The organism is Planctomycetaceae bacterium (assembly GCA_039680605.1).
Taxonomy (GTDB): Bacteria; Planctomycetota; Phycisphaerae; order SM23-33; family SM23-33; genus JAJFUU01.
Window position 1 is genome coordinate 140,264 of the sequence record JBDKTA010000054.1, and the last position, 19,645, is coordinate 159,908.

Consider the following 19,645-nt stretch of genomic DNA (forward strand, 5'->3'; position numbering starts at 1 on the left):
GCCCTTTAGCTGTTTGTTTCGGATTTCGAGTTTCGTATTTCGGATTTGTTTCTCCCGCACCTCTCGTCCTGGGCCGGGTTCAAGAAGCATCGTGAACTTCCATCAGAAGCCTTCGATGCCCGCCGCTGTTTTCCTGACGCTTGCATTGACGGGCGCAGCGGCCCTTGCCCGGGAGAACGCCGTGTTCCCTTCCAGTGCGATGCCCGCCGTCCGTGACTATACCTTCATGTGGTGGGCCCACGGTTGGCGCGATCCGCGGCGGGTGCTGGCCCTTCAGAGCGGGCACTGGGGCATGGCCGTGGACGTGCCGGGCGCGAAACTGACGCACCTGGGCGTTATCGCCAAGCCCGTCACGGCCGACGAGGCGGCGGTACAGGACAACGCGGCTGTCTTCTCGCTGCCTCAGGCTGCCCTGTCGCTGCGCGTCCGGGCGGGCGGCGCGTGGTACACATGCACCGGCGGCGCCGCGGCCGCCCGCATTATCGAAAGCGGACGGTTTGTCCAGCGTGCGGATATCGAGGAACTGGTCTTTGCCGATTCCTCCGGCCGCAAGCTTGATGCTGCGGGGCGGCTGGAAATTATCGCCTGGCCGGACCGCGTGAGCTTCATGCTGGAGGTTTCGCCTCGCCACACGTATGCCCGCGCCGCCCTTGCCATCGAGATCACTGCCGGCGGGCAGACATTCGGCACGGCCGAGTCCGAAAAGCCTTGGAACGACCTGTCGCGTCGCAGCGCTGCGCTGACGCTGGCGGCCTCCGACGGGCAGGGATGGGTGCGGGTCGCCCCTGCCGCGCCGCCCGGACGGGTTGAAGGCACTGAGTTGCGCACCGCCAAACCGGTGGCGGTGGCGTATGACGCCGCGCGACAGTGGCATCGCGTGGAGTTGCCCGATGCGGCCTGGTTCAACGGCGAGGCGGGCGACAGGCTCGATCGTGTCGCGCTGCGATTGAGGAATCCCTCGGATCGCCCGCAGACGTTCCGGTTGCTCTTCGCCGACGACGATCGTGTGCCGCATATCACCGGCATCTCGCCGATGATCCGCGACGCGGCGGGCAACCCCACCGGTGTGCCCGTGCAGATTTCCAAGAACTGGCACCGCAAACCAGGCGAACCGTCTCTGTATCAGGGCCCGTGGCTGCACGCCTTCACGCAGCTTCGTGTGCCCGCCGGCGAAACCGTCGAGTGCGAGTTGACGATCGCCCACGGGTGGTGGGGGATGGTTCCGGCCGTCTCGCACGCCCAGCTCTGCCTGATCGGCTGGGGCGTCAATCAGCTCTGGGACCAGGCCGCCATCGGCAGTTGGGGCGAGAGCATTTGCTACGATCCCGACGTCAATCTCAATCGCGGCATGATCGACGACGTGAGGCCGCTGATGGTCTGGGCGATGGGGCCCAGGCCCGAGGCGAAATGGAGCTGGACTCAGAACGTCGGCGGCGGCGACTTCGGCGACTATCACATCGGCAACGGCGGGCGCCGCTTCTTCACGCGCATGCGGACGCATTACCGCCAGTACGGCCCGTGCCTGACGGACGTGACGTACGCCGGGATCAGCCCCGACGGGGCGATCTCGATGCGGGCGACGGCATCGAGCCCGCGGTGCGACGACATCACGCGCGGCTACTACCATGTGCGATATGACTTTCACCGCGCAATCCAGGCCAAGCGGCTGGAGCTTTTCCGCCTGGGCGCCGATCGGTACAACGACCCGGACGCCTCGCAAATCGCCTGGGGCCAGGGCCAGCGCATGATCGGCGAAGCGGCGGCAGCCCATCGGCAGGGCTATCAGCAGACGTTCCCGCTGGCCGGGGCGGGTTCATGGATGTCGCTGCACGGCGCCGGGGGGTTCAAGCCGCCCCAGGGCGGCGCGTGGGCCAATCGCGGGATGATCGTGCGGCAGTGGCAGGCTGGCGTGGGCGGCAAGAGCGTCGCGCCGCACGGCGCGATCATCGGCACCAGTCAGGGCAAGCACGCCTCGGCGGCTCTGGTGTGTGCGACAAATGATTTCCGCGCCGGGGACTACATCGAGTTTGTGGTCGAGATGGTGATCCTGCCCGTGCGGGCGGCGGACTATTACGGCCCCAACGAAAACCTCCGCACGTCGCTCAAGACCATCGGCGACAGTTGGCAAGCTGTTGCCCGCCAGGCCGCGGGGAACACGCTGCAGGTGAACGTGCTCGCTGGAACACTGGAGCGAGCTTACCCGCCGCAGGTGAAAGTGGCTGCCGATCAGACAGCCGCCGTTGAGATTACCGGCGGCGTGGGATATGTGCCCGTGACATTCAGCGGCCTCAAGAGCTACAGAGATCACTCTCTGTGGATGTCGGTAGATGGCAAGGAGTCGCTGGTCGACCAGTCGCGGCATGGAGCGGACTTCTGGCAGACGGATTACGACCCTCAGACCCAGACATGGCGGCAGACGTACAATGTGCCGCTCGACAGCCCGGGCGACGTGGCGCGGAAAGCGCTGATTACCCTGAAAACAAATCCGAAATACGAATCTCGAAATCCGAAACAAGAAACAAAAGGGGAAACGAGAAAGAAACAATAAGACGGGTCGCCATGCCACCCGTCTTTGTTTTTTTGCTGTTTGTTTCGGATTTCGAGATTCGGATTTCGGATTTGTTTCTCTCCTCTCATCCTCCTCCTCGTGACTGCACCCACTCGATGGCCATTTTGAGCAGTTCGGTTGAGCTGCCGACCTTGAGTTTCTTTTTGATGTGGTCGCGGTGCGACTCGACGGTCTTGACGCTGATATGCAGGCGTTTGGCCAGCTCGGACATGGGCAGGCCCTCGCCGATGAGTTCGAAGACTTCGTATTCGCGGTCGCTGAGGCGCGACGTCAGCGACGTGCCGGCCGCGGCGTTGGGGGTTTCGACGAACTTCTCGACCATGGCTTCGGCCAATTCGCTGCTGACGTACATGCCCCCGGCCAGGACGCTGCGGATGCCTTCGATGAGTTCGTCGGGGTCGCGGGTTTTGGAGACGTAGCCTCGCGCCCCCGCGCGCAGCGTGCGTTCGGCGAAGAACGACTCGTCCCGCATGGAGAACACCAGCACCGGCAGCTTGGGCCAGCGCACGTGGATGTCCTTGAGCAGGTCGATCCCGTTGCTGTCGCGCAGGCGCATGTCGACGATGACCATGTCGGGGCGATGGGTCTCGATCGCCTTGAGGGCGCCGCTCACGTCGGCGGCCTCCCCGGCCAGCGTCAGGTCCTCGGTCGTCGCCAGCAGCGACGCGATCGCCCGGCGCGTCACGGGGTGGTCATCCACCACGAGCACCTTCTTCTTGACCAGTGTCTGGGTCTCGGTTCCTGCCATGAGCGCCCCCTAAGTTTGTTCAAGTACATCCGGCGCTGCAACCTCCGGCAGACGTCTGGCCTCGTCAGCCCCCGATAGATCGTTCGCCATAATTGTACCCATCAGGCCGTCACCACGTCGGCGTGAATCGCCAACTCTTCCAATTTCTGGCGCACCTCGCGCCGGTACAGGGCGTTCATCACGACAACCACCTTCGGCGGCCATGCCCGCAGCGATTCTGGGGCGACCACCTCGTGCGCGCAGAGCGGAACGAACAGACCTTGCTTGCGCGGATTGACGTCGACAACGCATTCCACCAACTCTTCGGCCCCGCTCAGCGCGTTGAGCAGCACGACGCCCTTGGTTCCGGCGCCCCAGAAGACCACCCGCTTGTCCAGGCGGCGGTACTCCTCCAGGCGCTTCTGCCATTGCTCCAGGCGCCGGGCGAACAACCCGGCGAACGCCCCGACAAGGCGGGCGGTCTGTACCCCGGGCCTTCGCGCCGCCACGTCGACGGGAAAGCTGCCGCTGGGCAGCGCCAGCACCGCCAGGTACTGCCCGCCGTACGTCACGCGAACCATTGCAGGCGAAAACCCCGAGCGGATCAACAGCCGCACCAAAGTGTCGGGCAGAAAATAACTGCGATGTTCGTAAAGCAGGTCCCACAGGGCCAGGCCCTTGAGCATCGGCAGGGCATTGGGCACGCCGATGAACAGAGCGGCGGCGTCGGGGCTCCGCACGCTCTGGCGCACCTGCTGCAGAAACGCCAGCGGGTCCGGAAGGTGCTCGAGCACCTGTCGGCAGCACAGCAGATCCGCCAACTGGTGACCTGACTTCGGCGGATAGTACTCGCGGCGAAAACGCACTGCCGGCGATTCATCCAGCCCCGGCCGGGGGACGTACGCCGGGTCGAATCCCGTTCCGCGGTTTCGGCCTTGCCGGCAGAGTTCGTTGAGGAAGAAGCCGTCCCCGCAGCCGATCTCGACGATCTCCTTGTCGTGCAGGTCGGCTTGGTCTATGAGCCAGTTGGCCAGCGCCCGGGCGTAGCGGCGAAACCGTTGGGAGTACTGCAGGGCGTTCTCGTACCCGGGTTCATACGCCGCCGCGGCAGGGCGAAACGCCCGGTTATAGATGTATCCGCAGCTCGGGCAAAAGACCAGACGCAGGTCGCCCCTTGCGGCGGCCATCGCGTCACTGCGACTGGCATAGAGCCGGTTGCAGGTTGCGGCAACGCCGGGCAGGACAAAGAACTCCTCGACGGCCCCGTCGGCGCAAAGTGCGCACGGGGCGGCCGTCGCTTCCGTGGCAACGGCGAGCGAATCGGGTGTGACGTGTGCATGACTCATTTGGCATCCCATCTCATACGCACCACAGCGTGGGGGCCAGGTTCATCCGGGACAATTGCTCCCGGATCTCGCCTTCGTAGATACGGTTCATCACCACGACGTAATCCGGCGGGCACGCGGGCAGATCCTGCGGGCCGACGATCGGCTGACCGGTCAGCGGCATGAAGCGGCCCTGACGGTAGGGGTTGATGTCCACGACGCGGTGGATCTGGTCGTCGAGACCGACGGCGGCCAGGAACGCCACGGCCTTGGACCCCGAGCCCCACAGTACGCAGCGGCGTCCCTGGGCGGCGGCGGTTCCGATTCGCTCGCGCCAAGCGGTGATGGACTTCTCGACCCCGGCGGCGAAGGTGGCGACGCCTTCGCTGGTGCGCGCCAGGTCGTCCTCGATCGCCAGGCGCGGCTGCGTCGGGCGCGGCGCCGGTCGCGCCAGAAGCATGATGTACTGGTCGTCGAAGTCCAGGTAAAGCGAGTCGATGTCGAAGCCGGTCGAGCGAAACAGCCGCGCCAGTGAACCGCAGGTGAAGTACGAGCAATGCTCGTAGTACACGTCCCAGAACGCCAGGTGCTCCAGGATCCGCAGCGTGTCGGGCACCTCGAAAAACACCAGCGTGTCCTGGCGGTCGCCGATCGAGCGGCGGATCGACTCGAGCAGCCCCCGCGTCTGCGGTATGTGCTCCAGCGTGTGCCGGCAGCAAATCACGTCGGCAGACAGATCGGCGTGCTCGGGCCTGTAGTAGTCGTTGATGACGGTCAGGCGGCTGGCTGCGGCGGGGCTGAGGCGTTCCTTGACGCATCCGGGGTCGATCCCGATGCCGCGATTATCGCCCTCAATGCACAACTCGGCCAGGAACTCCCCCTTGCCGCAGCCGATCTCCAGCACCCGCTTGCCCCGGACGCCGTAGCGGTCGATCAGCGTTCGCACCAGCCGCTGCTGGAAGGCAGTGAAGCACGGGCTGAACCCCTGCGTCTCTTCGTAGCGCTGGCTGTAATTGCGGTTCGCGGCGTCGTAGCGCATGTTGGCGATGAACCCGCAGCCGGGGCAGAGCCCCAGCGAAAGCGACGCGGCGGGGAAGTTCCGCGCCTGCTCGCGATCGTCGACCAGCAGGCACGAATGCACCGCGATGCGCTGCACATGATGAAACGGCTGCATCTGCGCCTCCCGGCAGTTCGGGCATTGCCGGATCATCGGCGAAACTTCGCGCCCGGGCGCGACGGCAGGCGATACTGAACTCATGGCGTTTCCTTATATTGAAGGCGTCAGACAACCACCGGCCGCGGAACGGGGATGATGAAGCGTCCCCCCTGGTCGCGGTAGTCCTGGCACTGGCTGAGAATCTCGTCTTTGAAGTTCCAGGGCAGCACCAGGACGTAGTCGGGCTTGTCCTGAAGGATGCGCTGCGGCGCATCGATCGGGATGTGGACGCCCGGCATGTACTTGCCCTGCTTGTGTACGTTGCGATCGACCACGAAACGGATCGTGTCAGGCCCGGCCTGGACGCTGTTGAGCATGACGGCGCCCTTGGCGGCCGCCCCGTACGCGGCGATAGAGCAGCCCTGCCCCTGCAGACGCGCCAGCAGGCGGCGCAGGCGATGCTGCAGCGCCGCCGCCTGCCTCGCGAAGCTGCGGTAGTAATCGATCCGGTCCATCCCGAGGCGCTTCTCCGTCTCCAGCATCTCCGTGACCGAATTGCGGCGATTGTCCTTCAACTCCAGGAACAACCGTAGCGAGCCGCCATGGATAGGCAACTGCTGGATGCGATTGAGATACAGCCCGTGACGCCGGGCCAGGCGTTCGACGGCCGTCACCGAGAAATAGCACAGGTGCTCGTGATAGATGGTGTCGAACTCGCAGTGATCGATCAGCTCGCGCAGGTAGGGCACCTCGATCACGGCCACCCCGTCGCTCTTGAGCAATTTGGCGATGCCGCCGACGATCCCGTTGGTGTCGGCCACGTGCGCCAGGACGTTGTTGGCGATGATCACGTCGGCCTGTTTACCTTCGGCGACCAGGCGCTGGGCGAGTTCTAGACCGAAGAACTCCTGCAGGGTGGTCACGCCGATCTCCCGCGCGGCGCGGACGGGCCCTTCGGCGGGGTCGATGCCGAGCACGGGGATATGATTTTCGACGAAGTTCTTGAGCAGGTACCCATCGTTACTGGCGATTTCGACGACCAGGCTGTGCGCGTTGAGGCGGCGCTGGGCGATCAGGTTCAGGGCATTGTCGCGCGAATGCTCCAGCAGCGCCGCCGAGAACGAGGAGTAGTACGGGTAGTCGGCGCTGAAAAGCACCTGCGGCGGCACGGTCTCGACGATCTGCACCAGCGTGCAAGCCGGGCAGAACGCCAGCTCCAGCGGATAGCGAGGCTCGTTCTGATGCAACTGCTCCGCGGTGAGCAGCCCGTCGGCCAGCGGCATGGCGCCCAGGTCCAGGATGCCATCGAGCCCTTTTTGCCCGCACGAGCGACACTGTGCCTGCCGGCATCGCTGCTCAAATTGAGGCGACTGGACAACGCCATGTCGTTTCTTGCCCGCCAATGTCTTCATGGTGTCCTCTTGGGTTATTTGGCCGCAACGACGGGTGCTACCCCGGCGGCGACGGCCGCGGTTGCGTGTTTTGCCCGGAACCGAAGCGTCGTATCCAGAACGTTTTCAGCGATCAATTTCTGAATATGGGCGATCCGCCGGTACCGGGGACCTTCGAAATCCTCCACCGTCACGCCGTAGGTCTGGTAGGCCTTGTACAACTCTCTCGCGCCGCGCGTGGCGGTCCATCGCGGGCGGAACGCCTTGAGCGTCCGGTGGATCTTGCCGGAGTCCACGCGGTAGCACCGGGTATCCGTCGGTGAATCCTGCGTGAAGCTCACCTCGGCGTTGCTGACGGTGCGGGCGACGATGTGCGCCAGGTCGCAGACGCGATAGTTCTCGCCCAGCGGCGCCACGTTGAAGGCCTGGTTGTTCACGACGCTCATCGGCGCCTTCAGGGCGGCGATGAACGCCATGCTGATGTCCTCGACGTGCGCCACCGGTCTCCAGGCCGTGCCGTCGCTCTTGAGCATGACCTTGCCCGTGGCGCAGGCCCAGGCCGTCAGATTGTTGATCACCAGGTCGAACCGCAGGCGCGGCGAGACGCCGTACGCGGTGGCGTTTCGCAGGAAGACCGGGCAGAATCGCCGGCCGGCCATCGGGGCGATGTCCCGTTCGGCGTAGACTTTCGAGACCGCGTACGGCGTGACGGGGTTCAGGGGCGAGTCCTCGGTCATCATCTCCTCGCCCGAGGCCCCGTAGTTGCTGCACGTCGATGAATAGATGAACCGCCGCACGCCGGCGGACTTGGCCAGCTCCGCCAGGCGGACCGACGCCTTCCAGTTGATCTCCATCGTAAGGTCCGGGTTCAGATCGCCCAGGGGGTCATTGCTCAGGCCCGCCAGGTGCAGCACTGCGTCGAAGCCCTTCAGGTCGGCGGCCTCGACGTCCCGCACGTCTTTAATGATGGTGGGAACGTCCTGCCCCGGCGCCCCGAAGGTGCAATCGCGATAGAGGTCGCTGTCGAGCCCGACAACCTCATGGCCCGCCCGCATCAGCATCGGCGCCAGCACCATCCCGATATAGCCTTTGTTTCCGGTCAACAGAACTCGCATTATCAATCCTCCCAGGTCTTCCAGGGGGCGCGGCCGCCGGACCATAAATCCTGCAGCAGGCGAGTTTCCCTGAGGGTGTCCATGCATTGCCAGAAGCCCGTGTGCTTGTAGGCCATCAACTGCCCCTCGGCGGCCAGGCGCTCCATGGGCTCGCGCTCCCATTGCGTGGCGTCGCCGTCGATGTAGTCCATCACGCCCGGTTCGAGCACGAAGAAGGCGCCGTTGATCCATCCCTGGGCGGTCTGGGGCTTCTCGCTGAAGAAGCGGACGCAGTCGCCCTCGAAGTCCATGTGCCCAAAGCGTGCCACGGGCCTGACGGCTGTGACGGTCGCCAGTTTCCCGTGCGAGCGGTGAAACGCCAGCAGCGCGTCGAGGTCGACGTTGGAGACGCCGTCGCCCCAGGTCAACATGAAGGTTTCGCCCCCCAGGTACGGCGCCAGACGTTTGATGCGTCCGCCGGTGAGGGTGTCTTTGCCGGTGTCGATCAACTCGACGCGCCAGTCGGGAAGTGTATGATCGTGCCGGCTGATCGCGCCGGCGGCCAGATCGACGGTCAGGTTGCTTCTAAGGGTGGCATACTCAGCCATGTATCGCTTGATGCATTCGCCCTTGTAACCCAGGGCGACGACAAAATCGCGGTGCCCGTAGCGGGCATAGTGTTTCATGATGTGCCAGAGGATGGGCTGCCCGCCGATTTCGACCATGGGCTTGGGCTTGATCTCCGTCTCCTCCGACAGGCGCGAACCGACTCCACCTGCAAGGATCGCTACTTTCACGCTGATGTCCCCCTTTGGCCAAAGGCAAGCCTTACGAATTATCGAACGTGGCGGGCTTTCGTCGCGGCATCAGGCGTGCCAGGCACCTTCGAGCGGTCCAGCTTACGACGAGTTTGCTCTGCCACCACAGATCCGACCGTCGACGCACGAGCCATCGGCCGACGGTCATCCGAAGCTTCATTTTCATTCCCGGACGCAGCGGCGCCGAGCGGATCGCCGACAGGACCGTCCCGGTCACGTGCAACTCGGGCAAGTAGCCCAGCAGGCGCGAGTGACGGTTCTGCGGGTCATAGAAGGACAGGTCTTGGGGACTGTTGCTGATGTTGCGATCGTGCTTGCGCCGAACGAGCAGCCGCTCGGGCAACTCGTGAAACTCGCCCATCAGCGCCAGTTGCGCCATCAGGCATCGGTCGGAGCACAGGTGCTTGCGGAAGAGAAACGTCTGCTCCAGCGCCTGGCGGCGGATCAGCCCGAAAACGGGATTATGCGCTATCCCCACCGGATTCAAAAAGTGGCGGAACCGCCGGATGATATCCTGCGGGTCCACAAAACATGGCGTCGCCGCGACATTCAGTTCCTGCCCGTGCGCGCCGATGACCTTCGTGGACGGATAGCAGAGGATCACGTGCGGCTGCGAGTCCAGCACGTCCACGCATTGCTGGAGGAACTCCGGGGCGCAGAGGTCGTCGTCGGCCAGCCATTTGATGTAGCGTCCCCGCGCCATGTGGAAGAGGCGGTTGTAGTTTTCGGGTCCGCCGACGTTGACGCTGTTGCGACTGTACTGGATGCGGCGGTCGGCGGCCGCGTACCGGCGGCAGAGGTCGGCGGTGCCGTCGGTGGAGGCGTTGTCGGAGATGATCAGTTCGAAGTCCGTGAAGGTCTGGGCGAGGACCGACTCTATGGCCTGTGAAAGAAAAGCTTCGCCATTGTAAACCGGTATGCAGACGCTGACGCGAGGCAGATGCGCCAAGGCGGGCCCGCGGCGACGGGGGTTGCCCCGCGCGCGCTTCCGGGCCGGGCGGCGTTCAGGCGCAAGAGAGTAAGCACTCATGACATCGACTATATGCCCCGTATGGAAGACTTTTCCAATTCAGGAAATAAATGACGCCACGCCTCGCAGAGGCGGCAGGTTTCAGGCGCTGCGACGGGTTGAGGGCCAAAACCTTCCGCCTCTGCGAGGTGGGTAGATAATGAAAAGAGGTTTTCCGGAGGCTTACGCCTCCGGCCAAATCCTGGAGCCTCTTCGAGGTTCATTTTCACAGCAGCAATTTGGAGCCCCCGACGGTGGAGGCATATGATCCTGCAGCCGCGCAGCGGACCTACGGCTGGAATCTGCCGCCGCGGCATTTTTGCCGGACCCCCGATAATGGCTCGCGACGCAAAGACATCCGCAGTGGTCATCGGACTCAATATCAACGGCTTGGCCGTCGCGCGGGCCCTGGGACGCCACGGCGTTCCCGTCACGGTGGCCGCGCTCGACGCCCGCGTACACGAGGCCCACAGCCGCTACATTCGGGACGTCTGGCCGTGCGCCAACTTCTGCGGCGATCTGGTGCGAGTCCTGCTCGACAGGCGCGCCGCCTTCACTGAAGCCCCCGTGTTGATCCCCGTGACCGACCAGGCCGTGCGGACCCTGGCCGCCAACAAGACGGACCTCGAGCAGGCCTACCGCTTCGCCATGCCCACGCCGGATCTCGTCGACGCGCTGCTCGATAAGGCCGCCTTCGCCGCCCTGGCCGGCAAACTCGGTCAGCCGACCCCACAGACCTTCATGGTCGAACGTCCCGAGGAAATGCCCGCCGTGGCCAGGCAGGTCCGCTACCCCTGCATCCTCAAACCCCGGGCCAAGTCGCCGACGTACTCCCAGGCCGGCGGAAAGAAGGCATACGTCCTCGACAGCGCCCAGGACCTGAGGAACACGTACGATCGGGTCGCCCCCGCCGCCGAGGGCGGCATGGTCATCCAGGAATACATTCCCGGCAGCGACGAACTGGTGCATTTCTGCCTGCAATACTACAGCCGCGACAGCCGGGCGCTGGCGTCCTTCTGCGGGCGCAAGATCCGGCAGTGGCCGCCGCACTGCGGCGGGACCGCCTGCTGCCAGCCCCTGGCGATCGACGAACTCGTCCATCGCTCGACGGCGTTCTTCCAGGCGATTGGCTTCCACGGTCTGTGCTCGATGGAGTTCAAGCTCGACCCGCGCGACGGCGGGTTTCGCCTGATCGAGCCGACCGTCTGCCGCACCGACTGGCAGAGCGGCGTGGCCGATCTCAACGGCGTGCCGATCGCCTACGTGGCCTATTGCGATTTGACGGGACGGCCCCTGCCGCGACTGAGAAGCAAGCGCCACCGCGTGCGATGGGTCAACTTCGCCGGCGACCGCAAGTCGGCGGCGTATTACCGCCAGCGGGGGCTGCTGAGCCTGGGCGGATGGCTGGCGTCGTTGCGACCGCCGGTGCGGGGCGCCTACCTGGCCGGCGACGACCCCATGCCCTGGCTGTCGATCATGGGCGAAAAGTTCATCCGGAGGCTCCTGCCCGGCCGCTGGAGCGATGCAAGCTGAGGGAGACGTTATGATCACCCACCTGTGCCACACTCAGAAGACCGATGCTGCCGTCGCGACGTCGGTGATCCAGAAGGAATTGGTGGACCGTCTGTTGCCGGTGGCGATGGAAGGCCTGGAGCGTCTTTACATTCCCGATGCCAAGGCGTTCTGTCGTACGGGGGTCCGCGACGAGCGGGGGGCAGTCGCCCTGGAAGGCGTGTCCATGCGGTACACGGCGATGGCGCTGATCGGCCTGTCGGCCCAGGCTAAAGTGGGCCTTCACTGCAGGCGCGACTACTCTGCGGCGCTGACCCACCTGGTCGACTGGGCCATGAGTAAGGCTCCCGCCGGCGATTTGGCGCTGGTTCTGTGGGTCCTGGCGCTGAGGCAGGACGGTCGCGCCGACGACGTGCTCAACCTGATCGACGTGCGGCGCGCCGAGTTGCTCTCGCCGGCGGCCTCGGGCGACAGCATGGAACTGGGATGGCTGCTGACGGGTCTGGGGCAGTGGCTGATGTGGAAAGGGCAGTCGCCGTGGGTGGTCGATCTGGCAACGGCGGCCGCCGAGAAGCTGCTGCTCAACCAGTCCGTTGCCAGTGGGCTGTTCACGCTGTCCGGGCGCGGCGGGGTTCGAGGCGCCGTGATTCCCCTTCGCCGCCGCTTGGGCAGTTTCGCTTCGCAAGTGTATCCGGTGGTGGGTCTGTCGTATTGCGCGACGGCGATGGGCTGGCGACACCTTGCCGCGTCGGCCCGCCTTTGCGCGGATCGGTTGTGCTGTCTTCAGGGCACGGCGGGGCAGTGGTGGTGGGTCTACAGCGTTCGCTACGGGCGGGCGGTGATGCGGTATCCGGTTTACAGCGTGCATCAGGACGCCATGGGGCCGATGGCGCTGTTGGCGGTGGGCCAGACGCTGGGCATCGACCTCTATGATCCGGCGATCTCCGCAAGCCTGGAGTGGATGACGCGTCATCCGGAATGTCCGGACGAGGAGATGATTGACGCCTCGCAGGGCCTGATCTGGCGCGCGGTCCAGCGAGATCCGCGTGCGGACACGGGCGCCTTCGGGCTCGGACACGCCGAGCGCCGCCTGCTGTGGCTGGCCGCATGGACGGACCGGGTCGATCGCCGCGCGTTTCACGGCGGGCATGTCTGCCACGAGTGCCGCCCGTATCATCTGGGCTGGATTCTTCTGGCCGCGGCGATGGCCCAGGGGCGGCGGACGCCGGGGCGATAGCGGGGGGGCATGAGCGGACGCGTTCCAGTGCGTTGCTGCGATCATGGATCGCGCGAGATGGTCGCGTGCCTGAAGTTCCTGCTGCGCCGCGGCGACAGCGCCCAGGCAGCTTTGGCCGGCGAGTTGACCGACCTTCTCGGTCCGCCGGGCTGTTACCGCCTCTTGCGCCGCGCCCGGATGGGAATCGCCGCGGTGCTCAATTCACTGCCCGTCGACGGGCGCACGCGAGTGTTGATTCCGTCATTTGCCTGCCGGGCCCTTCCGCAGGCGATCCTGGCCGCAGGCATGGAACCGCGTCTGGCGGACATCGGGGCGGACCTGAATATTTCCCTCCCCGACGCCGCGGCGCGCCTGGACCGGGGCACGCTGGGCGTCGTCGTGGTGCATATGGGCGCCAAGCCCGCCGACGTTGCGGCCTTCGTCAGACTCTGCCGGCCATTGGACATTCTGGTCGTCGACGACGCCGCGGCGGCAGCGGGCGTTCGCCACCAGGGGCGCCTGCTGGGCACCGGGGGCGACGTGGGCGTCTGGAGCTTCGCCCAGCAGAAATCGCTCGTCGCCGGCCAGGGCGGGCTCGTGATGATCAACAGCCTCAAGCTGCGCGATTGGATGGCGGGCTTTCAGCCGCCGCCGCCCGCCCGCGCCGCCGCTGCCCGCGAGGCGTTGTGGTGGCTGTGGCGGTACCGGTATCGCCACGTGCTGCCGGCCGTGCGGCGCGTCATGGAGCGTCTGTCGCATGGCGAGCGGCTGGACGATCTTTCCTGCCAGTCCATGCCCGCGCCGTACGTGGCGATGTTGACCGTTCAGGTGCGCCGCCTCGAACAGATCCTTGCCCGCCGCGCCGCCAACTGCCGGGAGCTGTACGCGCGTCTTGAGAGCGTGCGCGGCTTGACGATTCCGCAGTACTACGAAGGCTGCAGCCTGAGCCGGTTCTTCATCCGCACGCCGTCTCTGCGATGGTCGATCGAGGCGGAGCGATTCACGCACCACCCGCTGGCGTCGTACCTCGCTCGCCACGGCATCCAGACGGGGCGGCCTTATTTTCCGCTGCACCTGCAGAATGCTTTCCGCCGCTGTTCGGCCAGGCCGCTGCCCTGCACGCAGGAGGTGGTTCCTGAACTGCTGGCGCTACCGGTGCAGGGTCCGCTGAACCCGCGCAGCCTGGATGCCATTGCCCTTCGCGTCAAAAACTTCTTTGGCGGGTGATGTACTATTTTTCCGTAATCTGCAAAAACGGCGCGGGCGGCGGTTGTCTGGCGCGGGCACGGGGGCATATGATTCGGCGGAGTGGCAATCGCATCAACCGGGTCGCGGGGGTAGCGGCGACCGAGTCATTATTGGGGGTTGGGGCCATCTGCGCGAGGGGGAAACCGGCGGTGCGCCTTCGTGAAATGGCTTTGACTCATCCGGAGGGGGATGAGCATGCCCGAGCCTGTGACGTTATTGGGATTTGGGGGGACGGCGGCGGTTCTGACGGTCCATCTGGCGCGTCGGTATTTCTCACTGACCAAGGACATCGTCGACGTGCTGCTGGGGGTCATCCTGTTGATCCTGGCCTTGCCGGTGCTGGCGGCGTGCTGTGTGATCATCAAAGTCTGCAGCCGCGGACCGGCGTTCTTCACGCAGGTGCGCATGGGGCGGGATGGGAGGCTGTTCCGGATGTACAAACTGCGGACGATGCACGTCGACGCCGAAAAGGGCACCGGCGCCGTCTGGGCCGGTCACGGCGACCCGCGCGTGATTTCCCCCTGCCGGTGGATGCGCCTCAGCCACGTGGACGAATTGCCGCAACTGGTCAACGTGATCAAGGGCGACATGTCCCTGGTGGGGCCGCGACCGGAGCGACCGGAGATCATGGCCGAGTTGCGAAAGCACTATCCCGAGGTGGACCGCCGCCTGGAGGTGCGGCCGGGGATCACCGGTCTGGCGCAGATCCGGTCGGGATACGACACCAGCATCGAGGCCTTCCGTCGCAAGCTGACGGCGGACCTGGAATACATCGAGCGGCGTCATTGGGGAATGGAGTTTTCGATCATGCTTCGCACCTTCAGCAAGTTCCGTGATTCCACGGCACGGTGAGGTCTGTTGCTCGCGCTGCACGCGGTTACGCCGCCCGGGGCCGGCCAGAGCCCCGCAGCTGCGGGATGTGGAACCCTGGCAAAGAAGCACGTGGGCAACCGTGTGCTTCGGGGGCCGCCGCCTGTTCCGGCACGGGTGGTGGCCCTGTTTTTTTGCGGCCGTCTTGGGAAATATCCCGCAGCATCCATATAGTTCCCAAGAGATCAAAGGGCCTCCTTGTGCGCGGCGGGAATCTGTCGCATCAGAACCGCGCCGATCGGGAGCATGTCAGGCGCAGACCTGCCAGGGCTGAACGCCGGCTCGACAGCGGGGGCCGCTAACTGACGAAGGGAGACGTATCATGTGCCGGGGACGATATTGCTTTAACGTGCTGCTTGTGGCCCTTGGGGCGCTGATGGCGGGCTGCTATGAGCCCGGGGACGTCACGCCGTTTATCGACCGTCCCCAAAGGGCCGTCACCGGCATCGAGTACCGCGTCCTGCCCCCGGACATCCTGCTGATCCGCTCGGCGCACATCCAGGAAATCAACGACATTCAGCAGCAGATCCGCCCCGATGGAAAGATCAACCTTCCGCTGATCGGGGAGATCGACGCGGCAGGACGCACCGCCAAAGAAATCGAAGAAGACATCAACCGCGGCGCCCGAAAGTACTATGACGAAGTCGACGCCACCGTCCAGGTGGCACTCTACAATTCGCAGAAGTACTACGTCTTCGGCCAGGTCGTCCGCCCGGGAGGCTTCCCCTGGACCGGACACGACACGGTCCTGGAGGCCTTGGCACAGTCGATGCCCAATTTCGAGGCCTGGCCAGAGCAGATCCTGCTCGTCCGAGGCGCCGCGCCCCGAACCGGCGGATATCTCGAATTGAAGAAGATCGCCGACACCGCGCCCACGGCCGTCAACCCGAACGCCGTCAACGACGGTCCGCACAAGGTCGTCATCAATCTCTACGCCATGATCAAGGAAGGCGACATGTCCAACAACGTCTTCCTGCGCCCCAACGACATGATCTACGTGCGACCCAACCCGCTGGCAGAGATCGGACTGGCGGTCCAGAGCCTGTTGCTGCCGGTGCGGCCGGCCGTCGAAATGGTCACCGCCCCGGCCTCGGTTACCAACACGGGCAACTAACCGCAGGGGGATTGTATTCATGGACATCCAGGCCAAGAATTCGTTACGCGACATGCTGCGACTGGCCTATCGGCGCAAGTTTCAGTTTCTATTGGCCGCGGGCGTCTTCGCCACGCTGGTGCTCATCGGCGCGCATTTCGTGCCGTTGAAATACACCGGCAAGGCGGTCTTCGAGTTCGGGCTCGAGGCCGCCGCCGAAGATATCTCCAAGACCAGCACCGAATCCTTTGACGCCGTCAAGGAACGCCTCGCGCACGATATCTCGGGCTACCAGGCGATGGAGCAGGCGGTGGTCGAGGCCGGGCTGAACAAGGGCTTCCCGCGCGACGAGTCGGGGCAGCTGACCTATGAAGGGCTGATGGCCATGCAGACCCTCGTCGGGGAGTTCATGAAGAGCACCGAGGTGGTGTGGGAGGCGCGGTCCAAGCAGGAAGACCTCGTCTCTGTCAGCTTCACGCACTATGACCCCAAAGTGGCCGAGACGCTCACCAACATCCTGGTCAAGAACTACATCAACCAGACATACGACAAGATCCGCTCGGGGCTCAAGCGGCAGTTCGACTTCCTGCTCAGCAAGGTCGAAGACTGCGACAAACTTCTTGAGGCCGCCCAGCGAGACAAGATCCGCTTCGAGACCGATCACGCCGGAATGCTTCCGGACAATCCCGCCGCCTTTCAGGACAAGATCGACCGCAGCCGCGTCGAGCTGGCCGAGCTGCAGCGGCGCCACGAGGCGGCCCGGTTGAGACTGGTGCGGGTCAAGGCCCTGCGTCAGGAGGCCACGACGCAACCGGGCGCCCAGGCGGCTCACATGGTTCGCCAGCCCAATCCCGAGCACCAGCGCGTCAGCCTGCAGCTTCAAATGCTCCGCGACGAACTGGACAGTTGCCTGGTCCTGCGGCACATGACCGAGGCCCATCCGGTCGTCAAATCGCTCCGGGTGAAGATCGCCCAGACCGAAAAGCGCGTCGTCGAGATTCCAACCGACGTGATGAAAGAAGAGTTGGGCGGACCGCCGGCCAGCCTGATCGACCTGAGCATGGAATCGGCCACGGCGCAGTCTGAGATGGATTCTCTGGGCAGCGAGATCAAGCGACTGACCGACCTTCAGAGCGGTTATGACAAAGCCTGGGCCAATTTCGCCCCCGTTCGCCAGGACTACATGGTCCTGGTCAAACGATTCACCGAACGCACCGACGAGGCCAAGCAGTGGCGCGGAAGGCTGGAGAGCGTGCAGGTGGCGCTGGCGGCCGCCGTCGACAACCGTCTGACGCGCCTGCGGGCGATCCAGCCGGCGCGTCAGCAGTTCATTCCCTCCTCGCCGTCGCTGCTGGTGGTGCTGGTGCTGGCCATCGGCGGGGCGCTGGCGTGCGGGGCCGGCGTGGTCTGGGCCGCCCAGGCCCTCGACCGGACCATCAACACGCCCGAGGAGGCGCAGGAAGCCTTCGGGCTGCCCGTCTGCGGCGTGATCGGCGAGATCGTCACCCCGCACCAGAAGGCACGGATGATGGCCCGGCGATGGTTGCTCACGCCGGCCGTCTCGTTCGTGCTGGTGGCGGTGCTGGCCGGCGCCACGCTCAGCGTGGTCTTCCGCTTGCGGTTTCCCAGGCAATACGACCAGGTGTGGACGCAGACCAAGACGGTTCTGACCGCCGGGGAGTTTCCCCGAGGTGAGCGGACACCCTAGCCGAACTCGAGGGCCTTTATGTATCTGGAATTCTATAACCTGCGGGAATACCCCTTTTCCATCGGCTGCGATGAACGCTTCTACTATCAAAGCAGTGTACACGCCGAAGCGCTGGCCAACATGCTCTACACGTTTCAGCAGCGAAAGGGCATGGTCCTGATCTCCGGGGAAGTCGGCGCGGGAAAGACCTTCGTCGGCCATATGCTGATCTCGCACCTGGGCGCCAGCTGCGAAGCCGTCATGCTCCGCCACCCGCCCCAGTCCGGAAAGCAGCTCTTCCGAGCGGTGGCCGCGGCGGTGGGGATCCGCCCCGCCCACGAGGTCGACAAGCTCGACCTGGCCGACGAACTGCACGAGCACCTGATGCGCATGTTCCAGCGCGGCCGCCTCGTCGCCCTCATCATCGACGAATGTCAGGACCTCAGCGCCAACGCCCTGGAAGAAATCCGCCTGCTGTGGAACTGGGAGGAGAACGGCCAGCGCCTGCTGCAGATCCTGTTGATCGGACAGCCCGAACTGCGCGAGCGCCTGCTCGAACCCAAGTGGGAGTCGCTGCGCCAGCGCATCGTGCTGAGCTACCACCTGGATCATCTCTCGGCCGCCGACACGCAGGAGTACATTCATCACCGTCTGAAGATCGCCGCCGGCGAGAACAAGTCGCTGGCCGCCTTCACGCCCCAGGCGATGGCGCAGATTTACGGCGCCACCAACGGGATCCCCCGCCTGATCAACGTGCTGTGCGACAACGCGCTGCTGGTGAGCTTCGCCCGAGGCAAGCACGAGGTCGACCACCTGGTGATCTCCGAGGTGCTGCGCGACATGACGTGCTGGGGGCTGCACACGGTCGCCGGCGACCTGGAGCCGCTGGTGCAGAGCGATAATCGACCGGGAGGACTCTGATGGGTAACGTCTTCGACGCCATGAAACGCGCCGCCGCTGAAAAGCCCGCACCCGCGCCGGCTCCCAGGATAGAACCCGAGCCGATGGAGGCACTCCAGCCGGTCCAGGAGCAGCCCGTGGCCGTCCAGGCGGTTCAACCGAAGGCGCCGCCGCAGACCGGCGACGACCGCCGCGGCGCCGACGCCGGCGTGCAGCAGCAGCACAAGGTGCCCCAGGACGCCAAGCCCTCCGCCAAGCCGGTTCTGGCGTCGATCCTGGACGGCGCCGACGTGACGCCGGTCAAACCTCGCCGCAAGACCGCCCCGGTGATTGACGAATCGCAGGTGCAGTACTCCAAGAGCCTGGTGGCCTGGCACGACCGGACGGGGCGGGTCGCCGAGCAGTACCGGGCGCTGCGGACGCAACTGATCGCGCACTTCAAGGACAAGCCTTTCGCCGCCATCGTGACGTCTGCCCAGAGCGGCGAAGGCAAGACGATCACGTGCCTGAACCTGGCGCTGAGCCTGGCGGGCCTGAAGGACTCGCGCACCGTCGTCGTCGACTGCGACTTCCGCCGAAGCACCGTTTCGGCCATGCTGCACGACACCTCCAGCAAGGGTCTGGCCGATGTCTTGCGCGGGCAGGCGACCATTAACGACGTGATGCGCCCGACGCCCTATCCGAATTTTTCGGTGGTGCTGGCGGGTCGCTCGTCGCAGGAGGAGGCGCCCGAGCTGATGGCCCGGGGCGAACTCGACGACGTGGTGCATCATCTGCAGAAGAACTTCGACTACGTCCTGTTCGACACCCCGCCGATCAACGCCCTCTCCGACGCGGCCATGATGGGCCGCCTCACCGGCGAGGCGCTTCTGGTGGTGCGCATGAACAAGACCCAGCGCGAGGCGGTGCATGCGGCTCTGCACCGCCTTGAACCCCTGCGCGTGCGCGTGGCAGGGCTGGTGCTGGTGGGGCAGAAATATCTTGTCCCGCATTATCTCTACGACCAGGCATAGCCGCCGAGGCTGCCGGG

General features: G+C 65.1%; 16 protein-coding genes. 9 read left to right on the forward strand and 7 right to left on the reverse strand.

The features are described from left to right. The first annotated feature begins 115 nt into the window (after positions 1 to 115). The gene (locus tag ABFD92_17220; GenBank protein ID MEN6506279.1) at positions 116 to 2,548 is read left to right on the forward strand and encodes a hypothetical protein; all 2,433 of its coding nucleotides are present in this window, start codon (positions 116 to 118) and stop codon (positions 2,546 to 2,548) included. An 85-nt stretch (positions 2,549 to 2,633) separates the two neighbouring features. Here ABFD92_17220 and ABFD92_17225 read toward each other — a convergent pair whose 3' ends face one another. From ABFD92_17225 to ABFD92_17255, 7 genes are all read right to left on the reverse strand, one after another. Beyond that, on the reverse strand, positions 2,634 to 3,317 hold the full coding sequence (locus ABFD92_17225) for a response regulator transcription factor (GenBank protein MEN6506280.1): 684 nt from the start codon (positions 3,315 to 3,317) through the stop codon (positions 2,634 to 2,636). A gap of 101 nt (positions 3,318 to 3,418) precedes the next feature. After that, positions 3,419 to 4,642 carry a class I SAM-dependent methyltransferase gene (locus tag ABFD92_17230; GenBank protein ID MEN6506281.1) on the reverse strand — a complete coding sequence of 408 codons (1,224 nt, stop codon included), beginning with the start codon at positions 4,640 to 4,642 and terminating at the stop codon, positions 3,419 to 3,421. 13 nt (positions 4,643 to 4,655) lie between these two features. Next, entirely contained in the window at positions 4,656 to 5,879 is a 1,224-nt protein-coding gene (locus ABFD92_17235) for a class I SAM-dependent methyltransferase (GenBank protein ID MEN6506282.1), read from the reverse strand. A gap of 23 nt (positions 5,880 to 5,902) precedes the next feature. Then, positions 5,903 to 7,189, reverse strand: a complete 1,287-nt coding sequence (locus ABFD92_17240) for a class I SAM-dependent methyltransferase (GenBank protein ID MEN6506283.1) — start codon at positions 7,187 to 7,189, stop codon at positions 5,903 to 5,905. 14 nt (positions 7,190 to 7,203) lie between these two features. Further along, a complete protein-coding gene (locus tag ABFD92_17245; GenBank protein MEN6506284.1) occupies positions 7,204 to 8,283 on the reverse strand; it encodes an SDR family oxidoreductase in 1,080 nt (359 codons plus the stop codon). A 2-nt stretch (positions 8,284 to 8,285) separates the two neighbouring features. Then, entirely contained in the window at positions 8,286 to 9,059 is a 774-nt protein-coding gene (gene rfbF, locus ABFD92_17250) for a glucose-1-phosphate cytidylyltransferase (protein ID MEN6506285.1), read from the reverse strand. A gap of 31 nt (positions 9,060 to 9,090) precedes the next feature. Then, positions 9,091 to 10,029 carry a glycosyltransferase family 2 protein gene (locus ABFD92_17255; GenBank protein MEN6506286.1) on the reverse strand — a complete coding sequence of 313 codons (939 nt, stop codon included), beginning with the start codon at positions 10,027 to 10,029 and terminating at the stop codon, positions 9,091 to 9,093. Positions 10,030 to 10,425: 396 nt separating this feature from the next. On the opposite strand from ABFD92_17255, the gene ABFD92_17260 reads away from it, so the two are divergent. The 8 genes from ABFD92_17260 to ABFD92_17295 all read left to right on the forward strand — a co-directional run bounded on the left by ABFD92_17260 (position 10,426) and on the right by ABFD92_17295 (position 19,628). Beyond that, a complete protein-coding gene (locus ABFD92_17260) occupies positions 10,426 to 11,622 on the forward strand; it encodes a hypothetical protein (protein ID MEN6506287.1) in 1,197 nt (398 codons plus the stop codon). Between the two features lie 10 nt (positions 11,623 to 11,632). After that, positions 11,633 to 12,838: a hypothetical protein gene (locus ABFD92_17265; protein ID MEN6506288.1), complete on the forward strand. Its 1,206-nt coding sequence runs from the start codon at positions 11,633 to 11,635 to the stop codon at positions 12,836 to 12,838. 57 nt (positions 12,839 to 12,895) lie between these two features. Beyond that, complete coding sequence (locus ABFD92_17270) at positions 12,896 to 14,044, forward strand: DegT/DnrJ/EryC1/StrS family aminotransferase (protein MEN6506289.1); 1,149 nt, start codon at positions 12,896 to 12,898, stop codon at positions 14,042 to 14,044. 216 nt (positions 14,045 to 14,260) lie between these two features. After that, positions 14,261 to 14,917, forward strand: a complete 657-nt coding sequence (locus tag ABFD92_17275; GenBank protein ID MEN6506290.1) for a sugar transferase — start codon at positions 14,261 to 14,263, stop codon at positions 14,915 to 14,917. A gap of 340 nt (positions 14,918 to 15,257) precedes the next feature. Beyond that, complete coding sequence (locus ABFD92_17280) at positions 15,258 to 16,049, forward strand: polysaccharide biosynthesis/export family protein (protein MEN6506291.1); 792 nt, start codon at positions 15,258 to 15,260, stop codon at positions 16,047 to 16,049. 19 nt (positions 16,050 to 16,068) lie between these two features. Next, positions 16,069 to 17,736 (forward strand): hypothetical protein, encoded by a 1,668-nt coding sequence (locus ABFD92_17285; GenBank protein MEN6506292.1) that lies wholly within the window; start codon positions 16,069 to 16,071, stop codon positions 17,734 to 17,736. An 18-nt stretch (positions 17,737 to 17,754) separates the two neighbouring features. Next, positions 17,755 to 18,636 carry an AAA family ATPase gene (locus ABFD92_17290; protein ID MEN6506293.1) on the forward strand — a complete coding sequence of 294 codons (882 nt, stop codon included), beginning with the start codon at positions 17,755 to 17,757 and terminating at the stop codon, positions 18,634 to 18,636. After that, positions 18,636 to 19,628, forward strand: coding sequence for a CpsD/CapB family tyrosine-protein kinase (locus tag ABFD92_17295; GenBank protein MEN6506294.1), 993 nt, complete (start codon positions 18,636 to 18,638; stop codon positions 19,626 to 19,628). The genes ABFD92_17290 and ABFD92_17295 overlap by 1 nt, the downstream gene beginning before the upstream one ends. The last annotated feature ends 17 nt before the right edge of the window (positions 19,629 to 19,645 follow it).